At 34.8% G+C, this 26352-nt stretch carries 26 protein-coding genes and 1 pseudogene; 14 read left to right on the top strand and 13 right to left on the bottom strand.

What is annotated here, in order from left to right; translation table 11 throughout:
* The first annotated feature begins 61 nt into the window (after positions 1 to 61).
* The 6 genes from C4S38_RS14465 (at position 62) to C4S38_RS14435 (ending at position 4494) form a co-directional block, all read left to right on the top strand.
* Positions 62 to 814: a helix-turn-helix transcriptional regulator gene (locus C4S38_RS14465; RefSeq protein WP_103984286.1), complete on the top strand. Its 753-nt coding sequence runs from the start codon at positions 62 to 64 to the stop codon at positions 812 to 814.
* A 409-nt stretch (positions 815 to 1223) separates the two neighbouring features.
* Positions 1224 to 1745 (top strand): hypothetical protein, encoded by a 522-nt coding sequence (locus C4S38_RS14455; RefSeq protein ID WP_103984284.1) that lies wholly within the window; start codon positions 1224 to 1226, stop codon positions 1743 to 1745.
* A gap of 101 nt (positions 1746 to 1846) precedes the next feature.
* Positions 1847 to 2083, top strand: a complete 237-nt coding sequence (locus tag C4S38_RS16340) for a TIGR04149 family rSAM-modified RiPP (protein WP_103984311.1) — start codon at positions 1847 to 1849, stop codon at positions 2081 to 2083.
* A 9-nt stretch (positions 2084 to 2092) separates the two neighbouring features.
* Complete coding sequence (locus C4S38_RS14445; RefSeq protein ID WP_103984283.1) at positions 2093 to 3280, top strand: 6-bladed beta-propeller; 1188 nt, start codon at positions 2093 to 2095, stop codon at positions 3278 to 3280.
* Between the two features lie 12 nt (positions 3281 to 3292).
* Positions 3293 to 3709: a radical SAM protein gene (locus tag C4S38_RS14440; protein ID WP_103984282.1), complete on the top strand. Its 417-nt coding sequence runs from the start codon at positions 3293 to 3295 to the stop codon at positions 3707 to 3709.
* A 299-nt stretch (positions 3710 to 4008) separates the two neighbouring features.
* Positions 4009 to 4494 carry a hypothetical protein gene (locus tag C4S38_RS14435; RefSeq protein ID WP_103984281.1) on the top strand — a complete coding sequence of 162 codons (486 nt, stop codon included), beginning with the start codon at positions 4009 to 4011 and terminating at the stop codon, positions 4492 to 4494.
* 56 nt (positions 4495 to 4550) lie between these two features.
* Here the strand turns inward: C4S38_RS14435 and C4S38_RS14430 are convergent, their stop codons facing one another.
* Genes C4S38_RS14430 through C4S38_RS14420 form a run of 3 tightly spaced genes read right to left on the bottom strand, consistent with a single transcriptional unit; the run spans position 4551 to position 7503 of the window.
* Complete coding sequence (locus C4S38_RS14430) at positions 4551 to 5261, bottom strand: glycosyltransferase family 32 protein (protein ID WP_103984280.1); 711 nt, start codon at positions 5259 to 5261, stop codon at positions 4551 to 4553.
* Between the two features lie 6 nt (positions 5262 to 5267).
* On the bottom strand, positions 5268 to 6116 hold the full coding sequence (locus C4S38_RS14425) for a glycosyltransferase family protein (protein ID WP_103984279.1): 849 nt from the start codon (positions 6114 to 6116) through the stop codon (positions 5268 to 5270).
* Positions 6106 to 7503: a glycosyltransferase gene (locus C4S38_RS14420; RefSeq protein ID WP_103984278.1), complete on the bottom strand. Its 1398-nt coding sequence runs from the start codon at positions 7501 to 7503 to the stop codon at positions 6106 to 6108. Before C4S38_RS14420 ends, C4S38_RS14425 begins: the two co-directional genes overlap by 11 nt.
* A gap of 358 nt (positions 7504 to 7861) precedes the next feature.
* Here C4S38_RS14420 and C4S38_RS14415 point away from each other — a divergent pair, with 358 nt between their 5' ends.
* From C4S38_RS14415 to C4S38_RS14385, 7 genes and pseudogenes are all read left to right on the top strand, one after another.
* The gene (locus C4S38_RS14415) at positions 7862 to 8755 is read left to right on the top strand and encodes a hypothetical protein (RefSeq protein ID WP_146059494.1); all 894 of its coding nucleotides are present in this window, start codon (positions 7862 to 7864) and stop codon (positions 8753 to 8755) included.
* Positions 8756 to 8823: 68 nt separating this feature from the next.
* On the top strand, positions 8824 to 10104 hold the full coding sequence (locus C4S38_RS14410) for a TIGR04157 family glycosyltransferase (RefSeq protein WP_103984276.1): 1281 nt from the start codon (positions 8824 to 8826) through the stop codon (positions 10102 to 10104).
* Between the two features lie 54 nt (positions 10105 to 10158).
* A pseudogene (locus tag C4S38_RS14405) lies at positions 10159 to 10233 on the top strand (TIGR04149 family rSAM-modified RiPP); the annotation flags it as partial.
* A 113-nt stretch (positions 10234 to 10346) separates the two neighbouring features.
* Complete coding sequence (locus C4S38_RS14400; RefSeq protein ID WP_103984275.1) at positions 10347 to 11594, top strand: 6-bladed beta-propeller; 1248 nt, start codon at positions 10347 to 10349, stop codon at positions 11592 to 11594.
* Positions 11595 to 11597: 3 nt separating this feature from the next.
* Positions 11598 to 12089 carry a hypothetical protein gene (locus C4S38_RS14395; protein ID WP_103984274.1) on the top strand — a complete coding sequence of 164 codons (492 nt, stop codon included), beginning with the start codon at positions 11598 to 11600 and terminating at the stop codon, positions 12087 to 12089.
* Between the two features lie 26 nt (positions 12090 to 12115).
* Positions 12116 to 14314: a peptidase domain-containing ABC transporter gene (locus C4S38_RS14390; RefSeq protein WP_200817981.1), complete on the top strand. Its 2199-nt coding sequence runs from the start codon at positions 12116 to 12118 to the stop codon at positions 14312 to 14314.
* Positions 14314 to 15630, top strand: a complete 1317-nt coding sequence (locus tag C4S38_RS14385) for an HlyD family secretion protein (RefSeq protein ID WP_103984273.1) — start codon at positions 14314 to 14316, stop codon at positions 15628 to 15630. Before C4S38_RS14390 ends, C4S38_RS14385 begins: the two co-directional genes overlap by 1 nt.
* 140 nt (positions 15631 to 15770) lie before the next feature.
* Here C4S38_RS14385 and C4S38_RS14380 read toward each other — a convergent pair whose 3' ends face one another.
* From C4S38_RS14380 to C4S38_RS16335, 4 genes are all read right to left on the bottom strand, one after another.
* Entirely contained in the window at positions 15771 to 16379 is a 609-nt protein-coding gene (locus tag C4S38_RS14380; RefSeq protein WP_103984272.1) for a glycosyltransferase family 4 protein, read from the bottom strand.
* Between the two features lie 228 nt (positions 16380 to 16607).
* Entirely contained in the window at positions 16608 to 17831 is a 1224-nt protein-coding gene (locus tag C4S38_RS14370; protein ID WP_103984270.1) for a 6-bladed beta-propeller, read from the bottom strand.
* A gap of 148 nt (positions 17832 to 17979) precedes the next feature.
* Positions 17980 to 18183 (bottom strand): TIGR04149 family rSAM-modified RiPP, encoded by a 204-nt coding sequence (locus C4S38_RS14365; protein WP_103984269.1) that lies wholly within the window; start codon positions 18181 to 18183, stop codon positions 17980 to 17982.
* A 260-nt stretch (positions 18184 to 18443) separates the two neighbouring features.
* Positions 18444 to 18617 carry a helix-turn-helix transcriptional regulator gene (locus tag C4S38_RS16335; RefSeq protein ID WP_160034749.1) on the bottom strand — a complete coding sequence of 58 codons (174 nt, stop codon included), beginning with the start codon at positions 18615 to 18617 and terminating at the stop codon, positions 18444 to 18446.
* Between the two features lie 94 nt (positions 18618 to 18711).
* On the opposite strand from C4S38_RS16335, the gene C4S38_RS14355 reads away from it, so the two are divergent.
* Positions 18712 to 19164: an HlyD family efflux transporter periplasmic adaptor subunit gene (locus tag C4S38_RS14355; protein ID WP_103984267.1), complete on the top strand. Its 453-nt coding sequence runs from the start codon at positions 18712 to 18714 to the stop codon at positions 19162 to 19164.
* A gap of 123 nt (positions 19165 to 19287) precedes the next feature.
* On the opposite strand, the gene C4S38_RS14350 is transcribed toward C4S38_RS14355, so the two are convergent.
* The 6 genes from C4S38_RS14350 to C4S38_RS14325 all read right to left on the bottom strand — a co-directional run.
* Entirely contained in the window at positions 19288 to 20526 is a 1239-nt protein-coding gene (locus tag C4S38_RS14350) for a TIGR04150 pseudo-rSAM protein (RefSeq protein WP_103984266.1), read from the bottom strand.
* A gap of 14 nt (positions 20527 to 20540) precedes the next feature.
* Positions 20541 to 21788, bottom strand: coding sequence for a radical SAM peptide maturase (locus C4S38_RS14345; RefSeq protein WP_103984265.1), 1248 nt, complete (start codon positions 21786 to 21788; stop codon positions 20541 to 20543).
* Positions 21788 to 23107 (bottom strand): radical SAM/SPASM domain-containing protein, encoded by a 1320-nt coding sequence (locus C4S38_RS14340; protein WP_103984264.1) that lies wholly within the window; start codon positions 23105 to 23107, stop codon positions 21788 to 21790. The genes C4S38_RS14345 and C4S38_RS14340 overlap by 1 nt, the downstream gene beginning before the upstream one ends.
* A 28-nt stretch (positions 23108 to 23135) precedes the next feature.
* A complete protein-coding gene (locus C4S38_RS16140) occupies positions 23136 to 24368 on the bottom strand; it encodes a PDZ domain-containing protein (protein ID WP_234999415.1) in 1233 nt (410 codons plus the stop codon).
* Between the two features lie 118 nt (positions 24369 to 24486).
* Complete coding sequence (locus tag C4S38_RS14330) at positions 24487 to 24738, bottom strand: TIGR04149 family rSAM-modified RiPP (protein ID WP_103984263.1); 252 nt, start codon at positions 24736 to 24738, stop codon at positions 24487 to 24489.
* A gap of 215 nt (positions 24739 to 24953) precedes the next feature.
* Positions 24954 to 26352, bottom strand: a 1399-nt coding sequence (locus C4S38_RS14325; RefSeq protein WP_103984262.1) for a glycosyltransferase family 2 protein, incomplete at its 5' end; no start/stop codon positions are given.

Genomic DNA, 26352 nt, shown 5'->3' with positions numbered 1-26352 from the left:
CTTATCCAACTCTCTTTCATCTGAGTGAAATAGTTTTATAAAACTATAAAAATCAAGCGACATGAAACAAACCAATATTTTCGCAAATGAATGGTCTATTGTATATGATACTTTGTCGAGCATGATAACTGAAGCATTAGTTATTCTTGATTTTGAGCAAAAGAATTTTCGATATATACCAAACCATGACTTGATCTTATGTGGTTACACGCAAGAAACACCAAAAAATCTTGGTTATGATTTTTTCAAAAATATAATTCACCCGAACGATATATCTTTTGGAATAAAGATATATAATATTGTTTTACAGAGTCTGAATAATAATGAATGGCTCGCAGATCAAATCAATTATTTTTCTTTTTTACTCCGAGTGAAAAGTTCTTTATCATCAGACAACAAGTCCAATTATCTGATGACATACGTAAAGTTGAAACCACAATGGTTGAATGAACAACTCCGATATGGAATTTGCATGCTATCCGTTTCCGTTATCCGAAAACAAGATAATCAGCTATGTGCACACTATAAGAATCTGGATCACTCTAATTACTCTTTTAAAACAAAAGAATGGACACATTATCCATTTTCACCATTGAGCAAAAGGCAAAAAGAAATGCTTGTATGGGCCCAACAAGGATTTTCACTAAAAGAAACGGCTGTTAAAATGGGTGTATCTGATAAAACAATAGAAAGCATAAGATGTGCACTTTTTGACAAATTCGGAGTAAACACCATAGAACAAGCTATTCAATATGCTTCCAATCGCAGACTGATCTATCATACTTATTCTGTTCAGTCTGAAACTATCCAATAGGTTTAGTCTCTGGAAAAATGGGATTGTGTATCTTTCTCTTTTTCAAATAAAGAACATGGAAATCAAGATATCTATATAACGAATGGCTTGTCTTCCATATATATTCAAATGAAAAATCCGGAATATAGCTTTGACTATAACCCGCAATTATTCTTTGCTAGAATAAATAATTCGGAGGCATGGCATACACTACAAAATAAAGAATTCTATTTTCGTAAATACAGCCGATTATTTGATGGTTTTCCTGGAGCGCATCTGGTACTGTTACATATAAAAAAATACTTCTTATGAAATACGAATTGAAAGACACTACTTTTATTTTATTGTCCGGATCGATTCGATAATCCGGTTAGAGAATTTACTGCTTGCCTTAGATATTCTGGAATCCGGTTTTGATACCAATATCCTTGTGGTAGAAGTTTCGTATTATAACAACGGAATACTAAAACAGCAGATTAACAGTACCGTCTCTTATCAATTTATAGAAGATAAAGACCCGATACTTCACCGAACCAAACATCTGAATACAATTCTAAAACAGATAAATACAGATATCATCGGTCTCTGGGAGGCAGATATTATTTTGGAATATTCCCCAATTATAGAAGCGGTACATCAACTCAGAACAGGAAATTGTGATTTTGCATTTCCGTATGACGGCAGATGTTTCGATACTTCCGAGATTCTTAGAAATCATTATTTGCTCCATAGAAATATCGATTTTTTGAAAAAGAATATATCCAAAATGGATTTAATATATTCCAGTTCAAGTAAAGGAAATGCAGTTGGAAGCGTTTTATTCCATCTTACGCATCCTAGAAATCAAAACGGGAAAATCAGGTCAGATTATTATGAAGCCAAAATAATGAATGAATATTATAAAACTTGGAATTCAACAAAAGAAGAACTGACAAATAAACTTCACGAATGAAAAATATAGGGAAATCACCTATTGTATGATATTTTCTATTTGCTCAATTTTGTCGCATATCACGTATCATTCAATGAGTATTAATTTAAAATCCAAAGAACATAAAAAAACTTGAAAAACTAAAATTAAGTCAACTTAGCGAAAACGCGTTAAATGCAAGACAGCAGGACATCTTAAAAGGTGGGGCACAATGCAATTGCACTTGCTCTACTTGTGGTTGTACTAGTTGGGACGGCACAGGTCCCATCACACCAGGACATTCTTCAACTGATATGGGGATGGGGACTATTACTAGAGACAGCACAGCTATGAGAGCGTCATATTTATGTATTGCTTAATAAAATACTATGAAAACAAGACATTTCAGCTTACTAATATCCTTTTTTTTATTGGGAAGCCAAGTAGTAAATTCCCAATCAAAGGTGAGTAACTTGCCTGTATTTGATTTTTCAAAAGATTATCCTCAAAAAAAGATGTGTCTTCAAGACATGGCAGATATTGAATATATACCATTGGAGACAACCGATGATATTTTATTGAGTGGAGCAGCGAAGCTTTCTGCTGTTACCAATAAATATATCCTTGTACACGAACTTCAGTTAGGCGACATATTTCTTTTCGATCGTAGCACCGGAAAACTATACTCCCACTTCAACCACAAAGGTCAAAGTGGCATGGAATATTCATGGATTAAAAACGGGACAATTTTAGATGAAAAAAAAGAGGAAATCTATGTGTGTTCCCAATACATACAAGTTTATTCTTTAAAGGGAGAATACAAACGAACTTTAAAAATAAATGGGTTTGAAAATGATATGCGAATTCTAAACTATGATGACACATCTTTACTTATCTATGACGAAGTAATTATAGAGCCCGGACATGAGAACAAGACTAAAAAAGCCCCTTACCGACTTATGTCCAAAAAGGACGGCAGTTTGATTTCCATATTGAACTTAGAGTTCTCGAAAAGATATTCAAACAAAATTGCTCAACATTTAGAGAATAACATGTGGAGATCTTTTGTAATTTCTTACTCTCATAATATGCATTATGGTTCAGATATAATAATTGCAGATATATCATCCGACACACTGTATCAACTATCTCCAAGCAAGGGACTAATTCCTCTATTAACCCGTACCCCATCAATCCACGCCCATGAACCCAGAAATATATGGACTCCTTTTTTAACAACCGACAAATTTATGCTGATAGGTACATTTCTTTTAGATTTTAATCCGAAAGGAGGAGGACCAATTCCTTCGTTTATGCTTGATTTTAGAACCAGAGAAATAAATAAAGCATCTATTTGGGATACAGAATATGAAACGAAATCTTGGAGACAAGGAAGATGGGGTGGGCCAAATGGAACACCTGCCATTGCAAAAAACATGGCTGCCGAACTGATTCAGGCATCATCAGTTATAGATGCTTACAAAGGTAAACGATTGAAAGGTAATGGCGAGAAAGTTGCAAAGAAACTTCTGGAAGATGATAATCCGGTAGTCAGGATTCTTACATTCAAGCAATAAAAAACAAGCATAATGAAAACGATCGGCTTAATAGATGAAAAAGTAATCAAAAACAATTTGATTAATCTCAAAAATATAGTTTTCGAGGTTACTGAAAAATGTAATCTGAAATGCAAATACTGCGGATTATCAGAACGACTATACGAAAAATACGATGTAAGAAAACACCGGGACTTACCATTCAAGAAAGCTCAGTTGATGATAGACTATCTTCTTAGTTTATGGAAAGAAAACTATATAGCAGAAACAAATTCACCACTTATTGTGAGTTTTTATGGAGGTGAACCATTACTAAATATGCCTCTGATAAAAAAAATCATCAATTATATCGAAGAATCGAATATCGTCAGTCGAAAAATTTTCTATGCAATGACGACCAATGCAATGCTACTGGATAAACATATTACCTTGCGAACGTATAGATCATGATTTTGAAGTAGGTTATGTTCATGATAGTTTTGTAGAGTTAGATCATAAATATGTTGCAGAACGACACAATTATTATTTATCAAAAGTGTCAGATCGATGTCTTAATTGCGCTGCCAGTAAATTTTGCTATCAATGTATGTATCATATTGACAACATAAGGAGTCAACATCCAGATTGTCCCAACTTCTATACTCCGGAACTATTCAATAAAGAGAAAGAGCAAAATTTCACTTATCTCCGGGAGCATCCTCATTATTACAACAGAATATTAAACGAAATTAGTTTTACATTGTAGAATTATGAATAAACATTGGTTTACACTATACGGTGATACCTTTTTATGGTTGAAAGACAATACAGGATTAGTCTATAATGCCGGAAATAAAAAAAGATTTCTTTTCCCTGTATCTGATAAAATTAAGGAAATATGCCATCAACTACTGGAAACAGAAAATTTATATACTGTTGGATTAACAGATGAAGCTATCAACGATGATGAAATTAATCAATGGATTCATTCATTAATAGATATGCAGGCCGGATATCTGTCGCTTAACGTAGAGTTTAATAAAAGGCCGGTTTCTTTGAAACCAATTTTAAAAGTTCAGGATAATAGAAAATATTATGAAGAACAGCAAAAACTTGGATTCAAAGGCAAAATTCTTCAAAATCTTCACGAGTTGACATTCTACATGAATGGAAGTGAACAAGGAAATGATGAATACTTTAAACAAGCTATTTATCCGGTCAGGAGCAACGTCCCTCACCTTCAAACTATGAAATAGTATTGAGGCGGCCTAATCTTTGCCATTTTGAAAAACAAGATCGCAAATGAATGGACTTAAACCATGTCACTCGCATATTTCAACCTCCATTGCCCCAAGAAATAGTGTACAGCAAACGCTTTTTCCACTTTATCCTCCATTTCCGGAGTTTCCCTGTTTAGCAATAAAAGAGAAATTTCTCTTGCAGACAAAGGTGTTACTAAATCTGCAGGGAGTAAAGTGATTTCTTCTTTGAAGTCGTATCCTTCATACAAATTATTAATCATCTCGATTCCGGCATTTTGAGTATCGTGCCATGTCATAGTTTGTTTTCTTCCGTTGCCTGAAAGAATAATTTGTTCAATTATCTTTTCAAAAAAAGGATGATGAGGAATGGCTGCCAGCATTGCATTTCCTATTAATTCTTGTTTGCCAAATCGTTCGGCATGCTCCGCCGGTTCAAGAGCCAAACAACAGGAATGTGTTTCCAGAAGGCTGTCCATAGGCTGAATACACTCGTAATCCATGTCAACATACAGGCCGCCTTCGTGATATAAAATCAGATAACGCATAAACTCCCATCTTTGTTTGTTGCAAAGAAATGATTTATAAATCGGAATAAATTCAGGGCAACTATCTTCCAGAAATTTTTGAATAGCTTCATGATCCCATAAACGATAGTTCCATGCAGGATGTTCTTTTTTCCATGATTCCGATACGTCAGACAGAATATCGGGAACACCTGCCGGATTATCATAGATTTGATGGATGATTTTGGGTATTTTCATAATTGTTTATTTGTAGTAATTTAAGAACCTGTCGGCTTCATTGGCAATACAATTAATTTTATTTCCCAGTATAATATCCGAAGATAACTGGAATGTATGCCCGTTTTTTATTTCTCGTTGTAGAGTGTTTGCTATGTCTTGAATATAACCATACTCTCCATGATTGGATTGTGTATGCGTATTCCAAACTGCAACACTTTTTTCCGATAGTCCCATAGAATACAACCAGTCTCTCCATTTCAGTTCATTGATAAAAAATGTTTCATCTAATGTAAGAAGTTCCATTTTCAAACGAGCCCAAGGTACCCTGCAAATATCTGCAACAATAGCTCCGTGCATGGCTGCCGATATGATTTTCTCCGATGTGGCTATTTCTTCCATTATAAAATCTACTGGTGCATACGGGTCAATTATGTTTACACCTGTTTGTTCAGAAATATACTTCCAATCAACCAGTTGCATTTGCAACATGTGCGGCATCACGGAAACCGGATGTTTTTTAGGAAGCCTGGGTATCATGTCATCCAACAATAAAAGCGAATAGGCTGCATCCGTAATAAACTTTTCTCCACCATATCCCAGAATGTTAGATGAAACAGGTCCTCGCAGAAAGAATACATTCCAATTTTGCTTGTCGTAACGCGGTGCCACTTCCCAAACACCCGACCCAAAAATTGCACACTTATTTTGTTGCCCAACATCAGGTCTGATGATGGTTCCTATTCCGTAGAAGTCAACATCTTTGTATTTCTCCATTTCAAATACAGAGCCAAACAGACGATTGAAAAGAGAAACATTCAATTCGTCACCAAAGTTGCCGGGTCCTCTGTGTGGGTGCCAGAATTTAAGATTCATAGTTTTTATCTAGTTTATTATTTATTGCACGGCATAATTGAATCACAGGATGTTCTTCTTGTTTTTCATCCTCAGGATAATAGACTTGCAGGTCGAAAAGCTCCTTAAATTCCGGATCATTAACCCATGGATAGTTCTTTTCTGTCTCCTCCAAATGCCAGGCTACCCAGATTTGATCTTCCGGTTTGTCTAAATCACCTTCAACCTCTTGTGCTAAATCCGGAAGATAGAACACGACAACATCGGCTTGTTGAAAATAGCGTCGGTCGGTGGTGATAAGCCAGTTTGCCGGAATAACTTCATTTTTTATATGTAAATTTTCACCGCGTACAGCATTGTATATCAACATCAGTTTCTTTCCTGATTTAATTTGATAAGCGACAGATGCCACCCCTTCGGAAGTACACCAATTCGTATATCTTTGTAAGTCTGCTATCGCAAGATCATAATAATATTTACATCTTTTTTGCGGTTCGGGCATCATTTCCCAACAATCCCGCCAAAAACGATCTAAGTGATACTGAGGTACTACGTATGAAGTATCTTTTATCCGGGAAAGAAACATGAATGCTTTAGAATAAATCCAAAATATATTAACATATAACCAATTTTTAAACTCTCCGTCTTCTCCCATAAAATCAAGGTGTCCGGCAAATTCTGTTAAACGATTGCCGACCCGGAACAAGGCTTTCATACGTTGTCGGCGACTCGATGCATGCATGACAGATCCTTCCCTTTGACGGTAATAATAGAAATTAATATCAGTAATCAGGAACTTCTCAGCTTGATAAAAAACGACAGGACTCCACAACTCATCTTCACACATAATACCCTCCTCAAACCTGGCCTGTATTTTATCTAAAAACTTCTTGCAATATATATAATTACATGCCATGGATGAATAAACGTTGGCCTTTGCTAGTTTTACAAATCCATCTTTGCCGGAAAGTAGAATATTACAAATGTCTTTAGGGGCAGGATTACTGGGGTTACTTAAGCTACCGTCTTGATAATAAAACAGCATATTGCCCATTACCATATCGGCTTGATGTTTAGTGGCTTCTCTGTATAATTCACCTAACGAATTTTGCTTTACCCAATCATCACTATCAATAAAAGCGATGTATTCTCCTTGTGCAATTTCCAAACCCGCATTGCGTGCAGCCGAGGCTCCTCCATTTTCCTGATGAATCACTTTAATCCGTTTGTCTTGATTGGCATATTGGTCGGCTATCATTCCCGAACCATCAGTTGAACCATCATTAATCAGAATGATTTCAACGGAAATATCCTGATCCAGGAGAGATTCAATACATGCCGGCAGATATTCTTCAACATTATATACCGGAACAACGACAGACATGTTTATGCTAATTTTACAATTCATAATTTTCTAATGGCTTAAGGTATTCAATTCTAAATATCAGCTTTTCGCAAAAGCTTCATGCAAAAGAAGAAGTCATAACTATGATTTTCTAAAGTTATAACTATGATCCGATAAAATTATAACTATGAAATATTGAAGGATTCGTTTACTAAAACTATTTCATAACCATGTATCAAAAAAAATGATCTGTTTTTTTTGTAAAGATAATTAAAAATATTAATTTGGTTAACAAATTATATATTTAAAAATCAAGGATAATTTCTCGAATTTAGACTTATATTTATATTAAAATAACGTATATTTGCCAAGAAGCGTTTATGTGCGTGTTGTTAGTTTTAGATTCATAATATCTATGGTTATGGAACAACCTTTAAATATTTGCCCGCAAATAACGTATGCTATTCAATTATTGTCTACCGGTGATAATCAGGATAAGGCTATTGGAATAATAGAATCTGTTATTTCCGATTATGACACAAAGCAATATCCAAATTTTTCTACAGGTTTAGCAGGTATTGGTGCCGGTATCCAATATATATGTAATACTCAGGCTGAGTTGCTACAGAATCGTATGATTGAAAACATGTATTACAAAGAAAACGCATCTTGCATCTCTGCAAATAAAAACCTGGATGATCTCACCATCTTAATTCCTGTCAGAATTGACAGCACTCAAAGATTGGAAAATTTATATACAATGATCGAATTCTATACATCCCGGACAAATGCACGCTTTATCCTCCTAGAGGCGGGTGAAACTCAATTAGTCAACATCACACATTATAATCATGTAGAGTATATTTTTTGCAAAGACAATAACCGGATTTTTCATCATACGCATTATCGGAATGAGATGATAAAAAGAGCTGGAACTCCAATTGTTGCGATTTGGGATATTGATATAGTCGTACCTCTGGATCAATTGTATGTGGCGGCAGAAGCGATACGTAAGTATGGTAATGTATTATCATATCCGTTTGATGGATGTTGCTATAGCATCCCTGAAGAACTAAGTAGTAAATATCGGGAAAATCCGGATATAAGACTGTTGGAGAATAAGCACCCCGTTTTATCTACCATGTTCGGTATGCTGACTGTTGGAGGCGTCTTTTTGGCAAACCGTAAACAATACATGAGGGAAGGTATATCATCTATGGCATCCCCGCAAAGAAAACTCTTGTTTTGCAAATCAGGAACAAAACTTAAAAGCAAAAAAAGAGTTGATCAGAATTTGCCGGATGAACAGTCCTGATTTACAAAATGAAATAAACACATGGCATTGGTTGGATAATCATAATCAGTAAATAAAAGCGTGTTGGTATGAATCAATTATATCTCTTTGATGAAAAAGGACGGGCTTCTGTTTATGGAATTGGCACGTATATACAGAGTGTGATTTCTGCATGTGCTGTTAGCGACTTTAATATAACAGTGGTGACTTTAAGATCGTATGTGGAGGCAACAACAATGACTACAAATAATGGAGTCCGATATATTGATATACCATTACTGCTTGACTATGCAGGAAAAGAGTTGGATTTGGAACAAAAAGAAAACAGGAAGAGATATTGCCAATATGTGGTATCAGAATTAGAACAGTATGTTTCATCTGCCGATTCCCATATATTCCATTTAAACTACACGCAAGATTATTTTTTGGCAGAATGCTTAAAAGGTAAATGGATGGAAAGTAAAATAATTCTGACAATTCATTATTTTACCTGGTGTTTCGCCTTGCAGAGCAATATAACCCGGCTTTCAAGTATTATATCCAAAAATGTGAATGACTTGTCTGACTTCGAGAAAGAAGTTATATACTCCGGACAATTTGAACAACAGTTATTTAAATTAGCCGATGAAATAATTTGTTTATCACATTTTGCCAAACAGATTCTAATTGATTATTACGAGATACCAACCTGTAAATTATGGTTAATTAATAATGGTCTTACCGATTATCACACGGGAATGGACAAAATGCAATTACGGGAGAAATATGGTATTCCTGGAAATGAAAAAATGATCCTGTTTGTTGGGCGGCTAGATCATATAAAGGGACTACAATATTTAATAGAGGCATTTAAAGAGATTGTTGCAAGTACACAAAGCGTTCATTTGTACATAATTGGCGATGGTTCATTCAAAGAATACCTACCGCTGTGTTATCCTATTTGGAAACGGATTACTTTTTGCGGCGGATTGTTACCTGAACAAGTTGCAGAGTTTTATGAGATGAGTGATATTGGAGTGTTACCTTCTATGCATGAACAATGCAGCTACGTTGCAATAGAGATGATGATGCACAGTTTACCCATAATAGGCACAGATTCGTCGGGGTTGGATGAAATGATAATAGACGGTTTAAATGGATATAAAGTGCATTTACAAGAGAAAAATGACTGCGTCAGTTTTCCAATAGAAGAACTGGTTGCTTTTTTATACAACTTCATACAGTTGCCATCACTGGATAAATATGCGAAACAGAGTAGGATGCTGTATTCACAACGATACACGAACGAAAGCATGAAACAAAACATCAACCAATTATATACATTTTGTATTAAAGGTAAAAAGTCTCCTTTCTACAAAATGCCGAATTAACCCAAAAGACTTGAAAACAATTTTAAAAACGCGAAAAATGAAAAACTCGAAAGTTTAAAGCTGAATGCACTCAGCAAATCCAATCTCAAAGATCGTGAAATGGGACGAATTTATGGTGGTAATTACTGAGCTTCTCATTTGGATAAAGATTGGGGTCTTTATTGATTTTTTACAAACGAGAAGAATTTGATGTAAGATACTGATTTTTCACATTGAATGTTTGTTGTTAAAAACGAAATAATATGAAAAATGCAATCTTCTTATACTTTATATTAGCGCTAATCTCTTGTCAAGACAAAAGTACAAGCTCTGCCGAAAGCGTGGAGCCTGAAGACATGCCTGTTACTATTGAGATAACCAAAGCGTTATTGAACCCGCAAAAAGAAATCTTATTGTCGGAGTTGGCAGATAGTGTCAGTTATATCCCACTGGAAACCAAAGATGAATGCCTGTTACGAAATTATCCTTTTTATTCTTTTAGCCCTCGTTATATCGCTTATCTGAACTATTGTTTTGACTGGTCAGGTAAATTCTTATTTAAAGTGGGGAATTTGGGGCAAGGCCCGGGAGAAGAGCCGGCGGACATAATAAGTCAAATTACGTACAGTGGAGATAATTTTTACACGTTGGGACAAAAGATTATCGAGTACGATAGTTTAAGTTTTTTCACAGGTAAGGAACGTTCTTTATTTTCTGTGAACAAATCGGAGTTCGTAATAACGAATAAGAATCTGGCTAATATTGTAGCTTTCAATTCATCAAAAGACAAGTTACTATTATACAATTTCCCGGATACGGTTTTTGTGATGAACAAGAATTTGGAGTTCGTATCTAAACATTTTGTGATGCCATGGCATAAAAACAGAGTTTCTCACTTTCTTTCATGGGATGGACCTTATGATCGTTTTATGACTAATTACAAGGAGGATGTTTTGTTTTATAACTATTTCAGAGATACTGTTTTCCAAGTTTCCGGAGCGGAGTTTAGTCCGAGATGGATTATCAAGTTCGACGAATTGAAGCTTCCGGACGATGCCTTGTATAAATTTGAAGAATTGTTTGATATAGCTTTTAAAGATTACCAGGGTGGCCAGCTGGATAATACTCCTTTGGCAAAACTTATGGACCATAAATATTCGGTGTCGAATGTATATGAAAGTAATAATTATGTATTTATAACAGCCGGAGAGATAATCGCTTTTCGTCCATTGAGAAAAGTGCCAGCATCTCCTGCCATTTTAATTTGTTATGACAAAAAGAAGAAAAAAATAAAATCGACCGTAAAAATTAAAGATGATTTGACAGGATATCCGAACTTCTTTATGCGATGCGGACTTGTCGGAGAAAAGATGATCGACTTTTTCTGGCCATACGAACAAGAGGAGTGGCTAAAGGAAAAGGCAAAGACAGACCCTCGGTTCTCCCGGTTTGCAGGGAGAGATTTTTCGGAGGATAATCCGATTGTGATTGTTGTACATTTAAAAAAGTGATCTATGAATTCTACAGTGTATTTCAAGACAAAAAATAATTTTTCATATTATTACGATATAAAGAATTTATATTTAGTGAATATTCATCCTGTTATAGAAACAATCAGATCTCTGGATGAATCGGAATGTTCAGAAAATAATGAAATGTGCCTTCTTTCGCTATATCCAGACCTATCCCGTGAGGATATCCTTTACTATATAAAGAAATATGAGTTTCTGAAAAGCAATGGCTTTTTTTCTTCTTTGAATACTGAAAAGTATGTAACCGGAAGGATAAATGGAGATGTTTGTTCAAACGTAAATTCAGAACCAATAGGAACTTGTCATGAAACAATACTTAAATCTGTATATCAAGAATTAAAAACCGGCACATTTTGGCGTAAAACCCGTGATAAAGTAGAGCCATGCAATACCTGTATTTATAAATATTTATGTCCATCACCTTCAAACTATGAAATAGCGATCGGCAAAGCAAATTTATGCCGTTTAAAATAAAAAGAGTTTACTATAATCATGCAATTATGATAAAAAAAACATTTCCACACTACCTCCAATTAGATGCTATGGATTGCGGACCTACCTGTCTTCGCATGGTGGCAAAATATTATGGCCGTACCTATTCCCTTCAATCTTTACGGGAAAAATCTTTTATTACCCGCGAAGGAGTATCTATGCTTGGAATCAGCGATGCCGCCGAATCTATAGGCTTTAGGACAAGTGGTGTGAAGATTACTTTGGAACAATTAAAAAAAGAGGTATCCCTTCCATGTATCCTTCATTGGAACCAGCATCATTTTGTTGTTCTTTACAAAGTAAAAAATGATAAATTCTATATTGCAGATCCGGCAAACACATTGGTAACTTATACCGAATCCGAATTTTCCCGTTGTTGGCTCAGTTCTAAAACGGGAGATGAAGATACCGGAACCGCTTTACTTTTGGAGCCGGGGCCATCCTTCTATGAAACAGAAAATGAAAAAGAGGCAGGCAAACATAAATTATCTTTCTTTTTCCGTTACATTTCACCTTATAAGCATGAATTAACGCAGTTGATACTAGGTATGATTGCGGCCAGTATATTTCAACTTATCATGCCTTTCCTGACACAGTCTTTAGTCGATACCGGTATACGGGATTCTAACCTCAACTTTATTACTTTAATATTAATTGCTCAGCTTGTCATTTTTCTTGCCCGATTATCTGTCGATTTTATAAGAAGCTGGATTCTATTGCATGTCAATACACGTGTAAATATTGCATTAATCTCTGATTTTCTGGCTAAATTAATGCGTCTTCCTATCCGTTTTTTTGATACCAAGATGATTGGGGATATTATGCAGCGTATTGGCGATCATAAACGAATCGAGACTTTTATGACCGGTTCATCTATCAGTACGCTTTTCTCTTTTGTCAACTTTATTGTTTTTTCTTTTGTGCTGGCTTATTACAGCCTTTCTATTCTGGGGCTGTTTTTAGTAGGAAACGGATTGTATATTGTCTGGGTACTGGCTTTCATGCGGTATCGTCGTGAACTTGACATCAAGCGTTTTGCACAGGCTGCCGGGGAGCAAAGTAATCTTTTTCAGCTTATCACCGGAATGCAGGAGATTAAACTTAATAACTGTGAGACTGAAAAACGTTGGCAATGGGAGCGTATACAGGTGAAATTATTTAAGATTAGTATCAAAGGCCTGGCAGTGGAGCAGTATCAGCAGGTAGGAACCGCATTTTTTAGTCAGACAACTAATATTCTGATCTCTTTCCTTGCAGCACGTGAAGTCGTTTCCGGGAATATGACACTTGGTATGATGATGTCTCTTACTTATATTGTCGGACAGCTTTCTTCTCCTATAGACCAGTTTATTGGTTTTGCACGTGCTTTCCAGGATGCTAAAATCAGTTTGGAGCGGCTAGGGGAGATACATCAGAAAGAAGATGAGGATGAGAATGCCGGCATGAAGGTGACTACATTGCCTGAGACGAGAACGTTGACTATAGAGAATCTTAAATTCAGTTATGATGGGGCTGACAGAGATTATGTGCTGGATAATGTAAATCTCACCATACCGGAGAAGAAAGTGACGGCTATTGTCGGTTCCAGTGGAAGCGGAAAAACGACTCTGATTAAGCTCTTACTCGGGTTTTATGAGCCGAACAAAGGAAATATACGCGTAGGAAATATCCCTCTCAATCAAATAAATCCTCATGTCTGGCGGCAAAAAAGCGGAAGTGTGATGCAGGATGGTTTTATCTTTTCCGACACAATTGCACGTAATATTGCAATCGGGACAGACACAATTGATAAAGATAAATTACAGCATGCCGTAACAGTAGCAAATATAAAAGGCTTTATTGATTCCCTCCCTTTGGGATACAATACCAGGATTGGTTCGGAAGGGAATGGTATAAGCCAGGGGCAGCGGCAGCGGATACTTATAGCACGTGCTGTATATAAGAACCCCGAATTTATCTTCCTTGATGAAGCAACGAACGCGCTCGATGCAAATAATGAACGGGAGATAATGGAACAACTCCATAAATTTTATGAAGGAAGAACAGTTGTGGTAGTAGCGCACAGACTTAGCACCGTACGGGATGCGGACAATATTGTTGTTCTTGATAACGGGCGGATTGCAGAAGAAGGCAAACATGAAGAATTGACTGCCCGAAAGGGAATTTATTATACCTTGGTCAAAAATCAATTGGAGATGGGGAACTAATGGAAGAGAATACTAAAAAAAACAGTGTAAAGCAGGTTGATCTTCGTAGCGAAGAGGTTCAGGAAGTCATGGGCAGTATCCCCGCATGGATTGTTCGTTGGGGAATTACTTTGTTGTTTATTGTCACGATGGCAATACTTATCGGCAGTTATTTTTTCCGCTATCCTGATGTAATCACATCCGAAATGACATTAACCGGGCGGTATCCGGCAGTGCAAGTAGTTTCACGTTCTAGCGGAAAGATTAATCAATTAATGGTGGTCGACGGAGTTAGTGTAACAGAAGGAACAGTACTTGCCGTGATTGAAAATCCGGCATCGACAGCAGATATTCTCTTTTTAAAAGAGAACCTGAAACAGTATCCTGATAATCCCGACAGTTTATCTGCTTATTTTCCGAAAGATCGTGATATGGCTTTAGGAGATGTACAGACTACTTATGTATCTTTCCTCAGAAGCCTGCAGGAATACAGGAATTATACAGAACTGAATTACTATCCGCAAAAGATAGCTGCTACGCATAATCAAATTGATAAATATAAGCAATATGCACAGAATCTTAAAAGGCAACTTCTGGTTGTAGAGTCTCGGTATGATATTGCACATCAACAATATGAAAGAGATTCGCTATTATTTTCACGGAAGGTAATTTCTCCTTACGAACAAGAGACAGCCCGGTCTGCTTTGTTACAAAGCCGCCAAATGGTAGAAGATGTAGCCGCTTCATGTGAAAATGCGGCCATCCAGATAGCATCACTCGAAACAACGGTGTTAGATCTTCAATTACAGGAAATGGAAAAAAAGACCCAATTGCAACAGGATTTACAGACAACAGCCGGCGAGTTGGCAAATGCAATTCATACGTGGGAACTGACTTATTGCCTAACCTCCCCAATAGACGGCAAGGTTACGTTTACAAAATATTGGAATGAAAATCAGTATATTCCATTAGGAGACCCTGTTTTTACAGTAGTACCTGCCACCTCCGATTTATTAATGGGAAAAGCTTTATTACCTATAGCACGTTCGGGTAAGGTGAAAGTCGGACAACGAGTGATTGTGCGTTTTTCAAACTATCCGGATCAGGAATTCGGAGTCGTGAACGGAACCGTTAATAGTATTTCTTTAGTTCCTGCGGATAACAATTATACCATTGAAGTTGCTTTTCCAAAAGGACTTACTACCAACTATGGTAAAACCCTTCCTGTCTCACACGAAATGACCGCTACCGCAGAAATCGTAACAGATGATCTTCGTTTGATCGAACGTTTCTTCATGCCGCTGAAGAAGGTGTTTAGGGAAGGGCTGGGGTTGTGATTGGATTGTAAAAAAATGGAATTTTATGGTTTGGTACTGTCTTTTATTAACTCACACTTTGTATTCCATTCAATTATTTGGCATACTACCAAAGTGATTTTTTAAACTTATTGAAATCCAAAGTATTCAAATTTAGGTTTTTATAATAATTTATTATATATTTCTAACATTGTGTTTTTAAAAGTTTGTATCCTGTAATTCTGAAAATATTGTTTATGAGCATTTACAGAATACTTTTCCCTCTGTATATCATCTGAAAGCAAATGAATAATGGCATTTGCTAAAAGCTCAATGGAAACGTCTTCATTTTTATTATCATATAAATCTAATAAATCACCAGATATTCCATCCTCTATAATCTCTGCTAAGCCACTGGTACGATTAGCAATAATAGGTATTCCATACATCGTCATCTCAACAGCGACATAACCAAACTCTTCATAATAAGAAGGAATAACTCCAACATCAGCACATGAGTATATTCTATGCAATGAGTCTAAATCTAAAAAACCAGTAAATGAAATTTTACCGTAAGAAGTTATAGATGGAAATAAAGAATCATAATCTCCTTTTCCAACCAATATCAAATGTACATGTTTAATGGTATTTACTACTCTATCAAAGGCTTTTAAAAGAATTTTTGGATTTTTGTTTTCATCAAAACGGCCAACAAATAAAACAATTTTATCAACAACATCAATGCCTAAAAAGGATCTGACACTTTTTTTATCTAGTGTTGCAGAAAGCAATTTATCATCAACATACGTAAATTTGCCAAATTTACCTTAAGACGATTAGAATCATAATTCAGTATAAAATCTGGGAAAATTTCTTCTGCCAAATTATTTGACTTCATAAAATTATCCTTCTTATTTTTATAACTACCTCTTTCTAGAATATCAGGGTAATATAAAAATTGTTTTTCTTTTTCTGAAAACCAATATCGATTACTATTTTTTGTCCGTATAAACATTTCTCTACCATTTAAATTTTCCTATAAATACTACAGAACATTCATCCTCTTGATCTTTTTTTTGATCAGATATCTCTTTTTCCAAAAATAATATATTAGTTGTCTTTTTATCTATTTTTTTTATCCGATTTTCAATTATACTACTCATATCTAGTATAGCAAATTCAGCTCCATGCATTTGAGTAAATAAACAATAATCATTATAAACTAAATCATCTAAAAGTTGAAATCCATCAACTATACAACCTTTTAATGTTTTTTTATCCACAATAATCTTCCGAGTTTCAAGTTCATCCTGATTAGGAGCTACAGAGCAAGCTTCTTCTATCACATAATAAAATGGTAATTCATGAATCATAATTGACAAATTCTCATCAGCATTAATAACTTTAAATTGGGGAATAAGCCTATTTGATACTATATCATAATGATACAAATACTCATTGGTATTCCTGTATCCAAAGCGGAATAATTCCACATTGTCCGTTCGAAATCTTGTCAACGTAGACTCATCATACGACTCTGAAAGATTTTTGAAATAATCGGCGGATTTTATACCTTGTTTAAGATTCCCATTAAAATCCTGAATCCAAACAAAATAATTCGGAGTACCTACTATTGAATTTGTAACTAAAACAGATTCTTTTTTTGTATCAACCCGAATAGAACTACCATACACAGTCCTTTCTATTAGCTTAATATCAAAAAGATATTTTGCATTAAAATTATATACCAATATTTTATCTGAAGAATAGGGAAGTATATATATCCTGTCATTTTCTTCATCCATGTACGCAGCGTCAATAGCAACATATTCCCCTACACCTTGTCCTATTGTTCCTATATTACAAATAAATGCTCCATTTTTTCTAAATAATTTAAAAGGGGAATAACTACCAGCCGTAACTCCTATATAGTTACTCGTTGTATAAACATTTGATAGACGTTTACTAATTAGAGCATCATCACCATTTTCTAATATAATATATGAAATACTATCAACAAAGAGCGATATCGGTAGTATTTTTTGTTTGGTAACTTTACTTAAATCACAAACAATTATAGTGTCATTATTTTCTATTGTAACTGATGCTACAGCATCCCAATCATCCCCAAGAGAAGTTTTTCCTGTCACAGCTCCTTTGTTACATGAGGCGAATACAGATAAAAACAAATACAATAAAAATATATTTGTTCTTACTATGCCATATTGCGTATTTAACAACATTTCCAACTAGTTAATACAGTAATAGTTGATACATTAAAAAACAACCATATCGGAATTTAAGAACGAAATTACCATACAATTACTATCTTAAATTTAAAAAAATATAACTAAGACTTATTGTTTATAAACCTTAGTTATATCACGTATTTTAACCAAAAGAACCACTTCCATAACCTCCTGCAGGATGTACAACTCCTGACTGATTTCCTGCATTACCAGTATCCAAGGTGCTTAAAATAACACCACATGTGCAGATACAACAATTCCCCCCTCCTAAAAGTTTGTTCATTTCTCTCTTTTCCAAATCATTGAGACTTAACACAGAAAGCTTCAAAGTACTCACCTTTTTCATAATAAAATCCTCCTATTTTTAATTAAACACTCAATTATAAAAATATCACCAATCATTGAATGGTAATAATAAGCAATATTTTAATACTGTTTGACTAACTCAAAAGTATTTTTGTCTTGTGAATAATTATTTGATATGTAAATATTTACAATATTAACACATTTCATGGAATTAAAAATAGCCTAAATAGGCCTATTTTATTTTTCATTTAAACTACTTTTATAAGTAAAGACTGCCATTAGGGGACAATAATTTATGGGTTAGGTTTTATTCTCTCTTTGTATGTGACATTCGAGATAACAAACAAATTTGATAGCTTCTTGCATAGAGTGAACCTTTAATTTAGAAAACAACGATTTTATCTGATTTCGTACGGTATATTGGCCTTTGCATAAATCGCTGGCTATCTCCACTGTATTTTTCCCTTGTTTCAAAATAAAGTCACTTGTTTTATATCGATAATTTTTCCAAAACTAATGAATTAAAATGTCTTAAACAAGTAAATTCTGTTTTTATTTACCCCTCCCTTTGAGTCTTCCTTATTGCCTTACCTCCCCAATTGATGGCAAGGTTACATTTACAAAATATTGGAATGAAAATCAGTATATTCCATTGGGAGACCCTGCTTTTACAGTAGTGCCTGCCACTTCCGATTTATTAATGGGAAAAGCCTTATTACCCATAGCACGTTCGGGTAAGGTAAAAGTCGGACAACGAGTGATTGTGCGTTTTTCAAACTATCCGGATCAGGAATTCGGAGTTGTGAACGGAACCGTTAATAGTATTTCTTTAGTTCCTACGGATAACAATTATACCATTGAAATTGCTTTCCCAAAAGGACTTACTACCAACTATGGTAAAACGCTTCCTGTCTCACACGAAATGACCGCTACCGCAGAAATCGTAACAGACGATCTTCGTTTGATCGAACGTTTTTTCATGCCGCTGAAGAAAGTGTTTCGTGAAGGGCTGGGGTTTTGATTTTTTGTCTTACTTATGAATAATCATTTTTCTTAAAGTTATTATTAAATATTTCCAAATTTTGAAAGTGCTTTTATGTATCACTTTTTGATTTTATAAAGATATATGTGGCTATACAGATCGCTACTTCACATGGCATAAGTTTGACTTTCCAATAACAACCTCATAATTAGAAGGGGAAGGGCAAAGATATTGAAACAAACAGTCTGAGCAAGGCTGACTATCTCTAATTTTCCTCCAAGCTGTATTTTCTATCATTTCTCTGTTCACTATATCAACTAAAGCATCTTTATAGATATTTCCTAAAACAGGACTATTCAGATTTGCGCTTACATCTCCATTCACGGATATTGTTAACGAACCAAAGAAATGTGAATTCATATTTTGGTGTATAAAAATTTGATTGAACGAGGTATTAAACTGCAAAATATCATCCTTACTCATATAGACATATTCTTTAAAGAAGTCCGAATTTGTATCTATATATACTGGATGTATTGAGAAATCATCTATTTTATATTTATCTATTATCTCTTCGGCTTTTGTACACTCATCATATTGAGTAACATAAAAATGAATTTTCATTTGTAAACTATTTAACAGTGATGAGGATAATAACAGTTGCTCTTTTTCCAAAGGAAAAGGTACAATAATATTGTAAATAAAGTTCGGATTCAAATTCACATTATTCACAAAGTCCAAATAATGGCTCCAGATATGAATTTTTCCTTTGAATTGAGTCAATAAAGGTAGTAAAGCTTCATAGTGTGGATACTGAAATATATTACCTCCAAATAAATTCAACTTTCCTATTGGAGCGTATTTAATTTGGGAAAAAATATGCTTTAATGCTGTAACGTCAATAGCCTGACATAGTTCGTTTTCTTTTAAATAGCAACATAATTTTTGTTTAGCAATCTTATTACAGTTACCACAATGATGATGACAAACATTATATAGGTAAATATTCAATTCTGACAAATAAAGTAGAACCATTTCTCCCACATCTCTCTCTTCTGTTTTTTGTAATTTATCAACGTCACATTGAATATTTAGAATAGGCATCATTTGTATAGGCCTTTCGGGAAAATCCATTATATCCTGAATATACCCCATTTCTTTCGCCAAAAAAGAACATAAGAAATCTTTGTACTCAGGTTTTACCAACCTATTACCTTTACAATAAACTGTACCAAGATTTTGTTTTTTATGCAGTTGCTGCAATAAAGCTATTATGGCTTTATTTTCAATCTCTAAAAACTTCCCATTTTTAGTATTATATAACAAAGCTTGTTTGTTCTTGATACAACAGTATACATAAGGAGCAATAACTAACCAATATTTTTTTTCTTTATCAAACATGTTGCATTTTGTTTTTATTCAGTTATGACCTCTTCCATTATTCTATAATAATCTGTCGGGTGCTTACGTAAAAATGCTATTTGATTTGATTTATACATTTCAAATGAATGCTTATCCATATATCCATAGCAAACGGGGGAATCCTCTAGCCCTTTAAGGTTAAAAAGACATTGTATACAAGATGCTGCTTTATGGCACTTCTTACATAGAGGTGCTAATTTGGCATAATAAGCATTATATCTATCAGCTATCATTTCAAAATCAAGCTCAACGCCACTGTCATCCGAAACTTTACCCAATGCAAAATGCTGTCCGATACGCTCACACGGTAAAATTTTACCGTTTACAGTAACGAACATTCTTTTACTAAATGGAAGACAGGTACCTGTAGGAATTTTCTTGTTTGTTCTGCCATATAATAAGTCTGAATAATTTCTAAACACATATCCACTGTATTGGTGAATGAAATGCGTCACTGTTTGATAGGTCGCTGATTTCAAGAACATCTCTTGTTCTATTTCTTCATAATTTTCAGCTTGATGTAAGCTCTCCTCTGAATTGCGATACGTATCCTGAAATAATTTTATTTTATCTGGGCTTACACCCATATTATTCAACTCGCCAATACTTGGTGTTTTATTATAATGTGTCTTAAAAAATTCGTAAATACTACTGACTGAATTCCGATTATGTAAGACTGCATTAAAATTCACTTTGTGTTCGAAATATTCTGGATATTTTTTACGCAATATTTCTATATTCCTAATAATGTCTGAATATACAACCTTACCTGTCTTATTTACCCGATAAGAAGTTGCGTGTTCATCTCCATCTAAACTAATAAGTAAATTAAAACCATGATCTACCAGATAATCCATATACTGATTAAGAAGTAATGCATTAGAAGTCATCGAGAAAACAAAACTACGATTTGAGCAAGGAAGCTTCTCTATATAATCTACTATCGATTTAACAAATGTCATATTCAATAACGGTTCTCCTCCATAAAAACTTATATATGTATATCGCTTAGCAGAAACATTATAATCAGAATTCCAGTAAGAAGTTAAATAATCTATCAATTTTAGAGAAGCAGGTAAACTTATTTTTAAATTCTTACGCTTATCATAGTCATTATATAACTCACCATAGTTGCAATATTTGCAGCATAAGTTACAAGCATCTGTCACCTCAAACGTTAATTGCCGCAGATTGGCTAACTGAAATTTGACATCATCTGCTGTTAAGTACTTGTTATCCATTATATTAAATTTCTATTTTTTGCATTTTCTAAGACATAAGAAGACAAATAGTATTCAGGATTGTCATATATACAGGTGGGTTGATTATTATTAATAAGTGCCTCGTAGTTTTTTTGAATACAAGGTCCCATGCAAAGGGGTAATATTCGACATTTCTCACAACATTCATTTTCGAATGTTGCCTTAGCAAACATTTTACTGATTATCCCATCATTCCAACTTATCAATCCATCATTTTGTAAGTTCCCTATCATTAATTTTTCATTATAGTCACGAGCTGTACATTTAAATATTTCACCATTATAATTGATTACATAATGATTAATACTGTCCGCATAGCAACATTTGTAACGAAAAGGGGTATAGGTCCAAATGCGAGATCTGAATCCGGACTTTGTAAATAAGTCTCTTGTTTCTTTCAATAATTTATGCGTTTCATTTGTGCATGAAACCTGCCACACTTTCTGAAAATCAATCATAATACATTTTCTACTATTTTCTGTAAAATCATTTATAATATCTTTTATGTCCTTCAGTGTCTGTCTATCATAATTTATACGTAAACAAATTGCTATATCAGGAATCAATTCTGTTAGCAAATTTATATTATTCATAACATCTCTATATGTACCACGTTTATTGGCATAGCACTTAATAAGATTTTGACGCTGTTCATTTCCATCAATAGATATTTGAATGAAATTAAATTTTGCCTCCTTCATATATTTAATTTTATTTTCATCCAATAAAGTGGCATTAGTTGTGATTTGTTGCTTAAAGTCAACTTGATATTGCTGTGCAAGTGGCAATGCAAAATCTGACACACTCTTTATTATTTCATTAAAATACATCAATGGTTCACCTCCAAACCAATCCAACAGTATTGAATTCGATTTATGTTTAGTTACTAACCAATGAATGTGCTTTAATAAATGATCTACCACTTCATCACTCATCCTGTTTTTGTCGTGTTTTGTTCCGGCATAATCAACCGAACAATACCAACATTTCAGATTACAATCTAAGGTTGGATTTATCGTAAGATGATAATTTCTATTCATATACACACTTCGCCTATTCTGGAGTTTGAGATAGGCCAGTTCATCAAAATCAGATTGCAGAATGAAACCAGACTGTTGGAATGCAGCATATAAGTCCGGGTATTTTTCCTGAAACGTCGGTAAATGCTCCATCAAAGTTTCAATTACAGCATACTCTTTTGCTTCTATTGGCAAAAGAGTATCAGACAGTGTATTATAAAGTATAGTCCCCTCAGGATATTCAATTTCAATGTTGTATCGGCTTACTTTATCATTCATGTTATTTCTTTTTAATTATCTTTATATATCAGAGTTCAAAATTCTCGCTCCTATCCACAATCACTTTTATTTTCAATCGCTTTCCTTGGCGATTGATATCATACATAAGCGTATCTTGCAGTAGTAATTCCTTCTTTTCTTCAGTAGTACATGTTTTAATATCTTTCCCATTAACAGCAATAATTTCATCCCCCTCCTTTAATCCCGCTTTCTTACAATAATTCTCATCATAATCAGCTATTTTATCAATAATAAACTTTCCTTGTTTATTCATGTTGGAAGACATGTGAAAACGTTTGGACAATGGATTGAAAATACGCTGAAAGCTCTTGATTGGCAATAAGCCTAGTTGCTTGTTTTTCAAATCAAAATAGACATTAAATCTTTTGAGAAAGTTCAGTCCTATCAAATATTGACCAGGCATTGAAGTAGGAAAGTCGGCTGTATGAATTCTCAATGAATCCAATTGTACCTGATTGGATAGGGTAGCGTTCACAATAAAGCGCCGGAAATAATAGGGCTCTTGTACCCAGACTGCATCTTGGCGGCTGTTGAAAAAATCAAATTCCGGAACTCCCGAAATCAGAACCACATCCCAATGCATACCGGTGTCTATCAGAAATCTACGGTTAAGCGTCAAAGTATCTCCATCTGAGAAGGTCACTTGCAGGGGTAGGTCAACGTAAACCCGAGAAAGTGGATCTCGTGTCAAAGGAAATGTCTGGCAGTTTTCCGGCATAACGAAGTTTGAGTCAGAATGAATCTCTATATAATTATGTTCAAAATTCAGTTCCCATATATGTGTTGTATCATTTTGTGGAATATGAAACAATCCATCAGAACAATCGCACATAGTTCCTTTCCAATCCCAAACATTCATTCTATTAAATAAAAGATTTGTCTCTCCCACGCGAATAGTCATTGCAGCAGAATAATATGCCGAAGCTAGTGCACTACTACCTTTAGACCATGCCGTTCCTGTTGGTAATATTGCATCTGGCGATGAATGCATAATGGCGGGATGCGCTATACAAAAAGAAGAATCCAACTCAAATATAGTTCCTCCTGTATCAAAAATTAAATTTGCAGTTACACTGTCATTAAAATGTACCGGTAATTCCATTACTAAGCTTTTAGGACCAATAATAAAAGATACCCGATTGGGGGAACTCTCTTGCATAGGTTTCGTACAACAAATGCTTGCTGCTATAAGGGCAATAACGAAGCCGGAGTGACAGATGGCTTTATGGATTTTATTCATACTGGCAGATTATATAGGTTTATACTGCACTACTAGAATAACTTCTATAGTAGTGCAGTGGTTTGTTAATTTCAAATCACACAAGTTTTCCTTACAAGATACCTATGTACACAGTTTATCAAGAGCAGAAGCCGTTAGTTCCGCAAGACCAATGTGGTGGATTTCCACAGCAAGGATTAGAGCCGTCCGATGTATATCCACCGGCATTATTAGCACCACTATTCGCACTTGTGGTAGAACCACCTTGGCCTTCGTACGCACAACTACACTGACAACAACCGGGAGTTCCTCCTCCTAGAATACGGCACATACTTCGTTCATTCAACTCAGCTCTTGCCACTTCATTCAATTTTAACTTCTTTAGTTTCATCTATTAGAATTATTTAGAGTTATACGATTAGAACAAATAACTACTTTTTGCCAATAAAGCCACATGAGCTTTTAGTATAGTCGGTACTTATTGATGCAAAAAATCAATAAATACCTTACGTGCTAATTTTATTTTTCCCTAGTGTCCAAATGTCACCAGAAGGGATAAATGGTGAAACATAAATTGACTTCTTCATAATATTTGAAAAACTAAGATTATATAGACCTGATATCAAATACATTTCCAATGACAAGGAAATTTAATTCAATATCATTAATTCTTCTGGTTTTTATAGATTTCAAGAGAATATCATAATAAAAAAACAGCTCTTGCTTATCTTCTTTTATATAAAACTCATACTTCCTGTTTCTATCTGTTAGATCAAGATATCCCAAATGCAGAAGTAATGTTTTGCTAAAATGCATATTACCAGAATATGGAACTGATTTAAAATGTAAGTGTCGTTTTGCATTAATTTGCATCCGTCCCTTATCCCTGAACATCCTCCATCGAAACCATAAGCCATTCTTTGAATACGGATTTGTATCTTCCATATCCGTCCGATACGTCTCTACGCTATCCCACAAATTTGCAATCCAAACCCCTACCGTATCTACATCGTCTCTTTTCATCACTTCCCTTAAATCCACAAACCGGTCATCAAACCGTTCGTCTGCATCTATGAAAATGAACCATTCCGCTTTAAAGAACGAGGCTATGTCCAACAGGATATTGCGGTTTTGTTTGTCATTAAATTCGGTACGCACTTTTTTCGCTTTGATTAATAGTTTATCCGATTGGGCTATCCGGTAGGTATCGTCCGTACTTTCATCGTCCAGCAAGATGATACCGTCACAATATTTCTCTACGCTACGCAAACAGTCTGTTATGCGTTCGGATTCGTTGTAAGTAGGGATTAATGCAATCAAAGGGTACGATTTTTCAAATATATCATCTGATAATATATCAAATTGCCTTAAGGTCGAAAGATAATCCCGACATTGCTGTTTAGCGTATGGATGTTCTTTCCAGTCATATTCTACCGTATAATTGGTTCCCCAATCAGATTTATTCACATTTATCTCTACAGGCAAAAGTATCTCCGATAATAATTCATTCTGTATGACTGTTTCCTGATAGAAACCTTCTTTCTGAATCGATATAGTTTCCGGGAAAAACAGTTGATGGATGCCAGCTAACTCCAAACGTTTGCGCAAATTGTCATCGGCGTCTCTCCATTCGGCATAATGTTCATCATATCCGCCTACTCTTTCAAAATATTCTTTTTTAGCCATGACGCTTCCATAGGGGATCAACTTATCCATATACCGGGTTTGACCGGCAGCATAATGTTCCGGATAAGAATCCAGCTTTTCGCGTAACTCATAGATTACGTCCGTGCAAAATTCCAATACCGGGCCCATAGTCAGAACGTATTGTTTCGTTGCCTGCCGGATACCGGTGTTAAATGCTTTTGCCGGATTGTGTTGCGGGTGGTCTTGTGTATTAATCATTACTATCCAATTGATAAATGGATAAGTACGGATATAATCCAGTGTCTCTTGCTGTTCGTTCGGCTTATTGATCACCAGCACCACTTCAATACCGTTTCGT

Origin of the sequence: Parabacteroides chinchillae (genome assembly GCF_900108035.1) — a bacterium.
GTDB classification, from domain to species: domain Bacteria; phylum Bacteroidota; class Bacteroidia; order Bacteroidales; family Tannerellaceae; genus Parabacteroides; species Parabacteroides chinchillae.
This window is presented reverse-complemented; position numbering and strand designations above follow the sequence as displayed.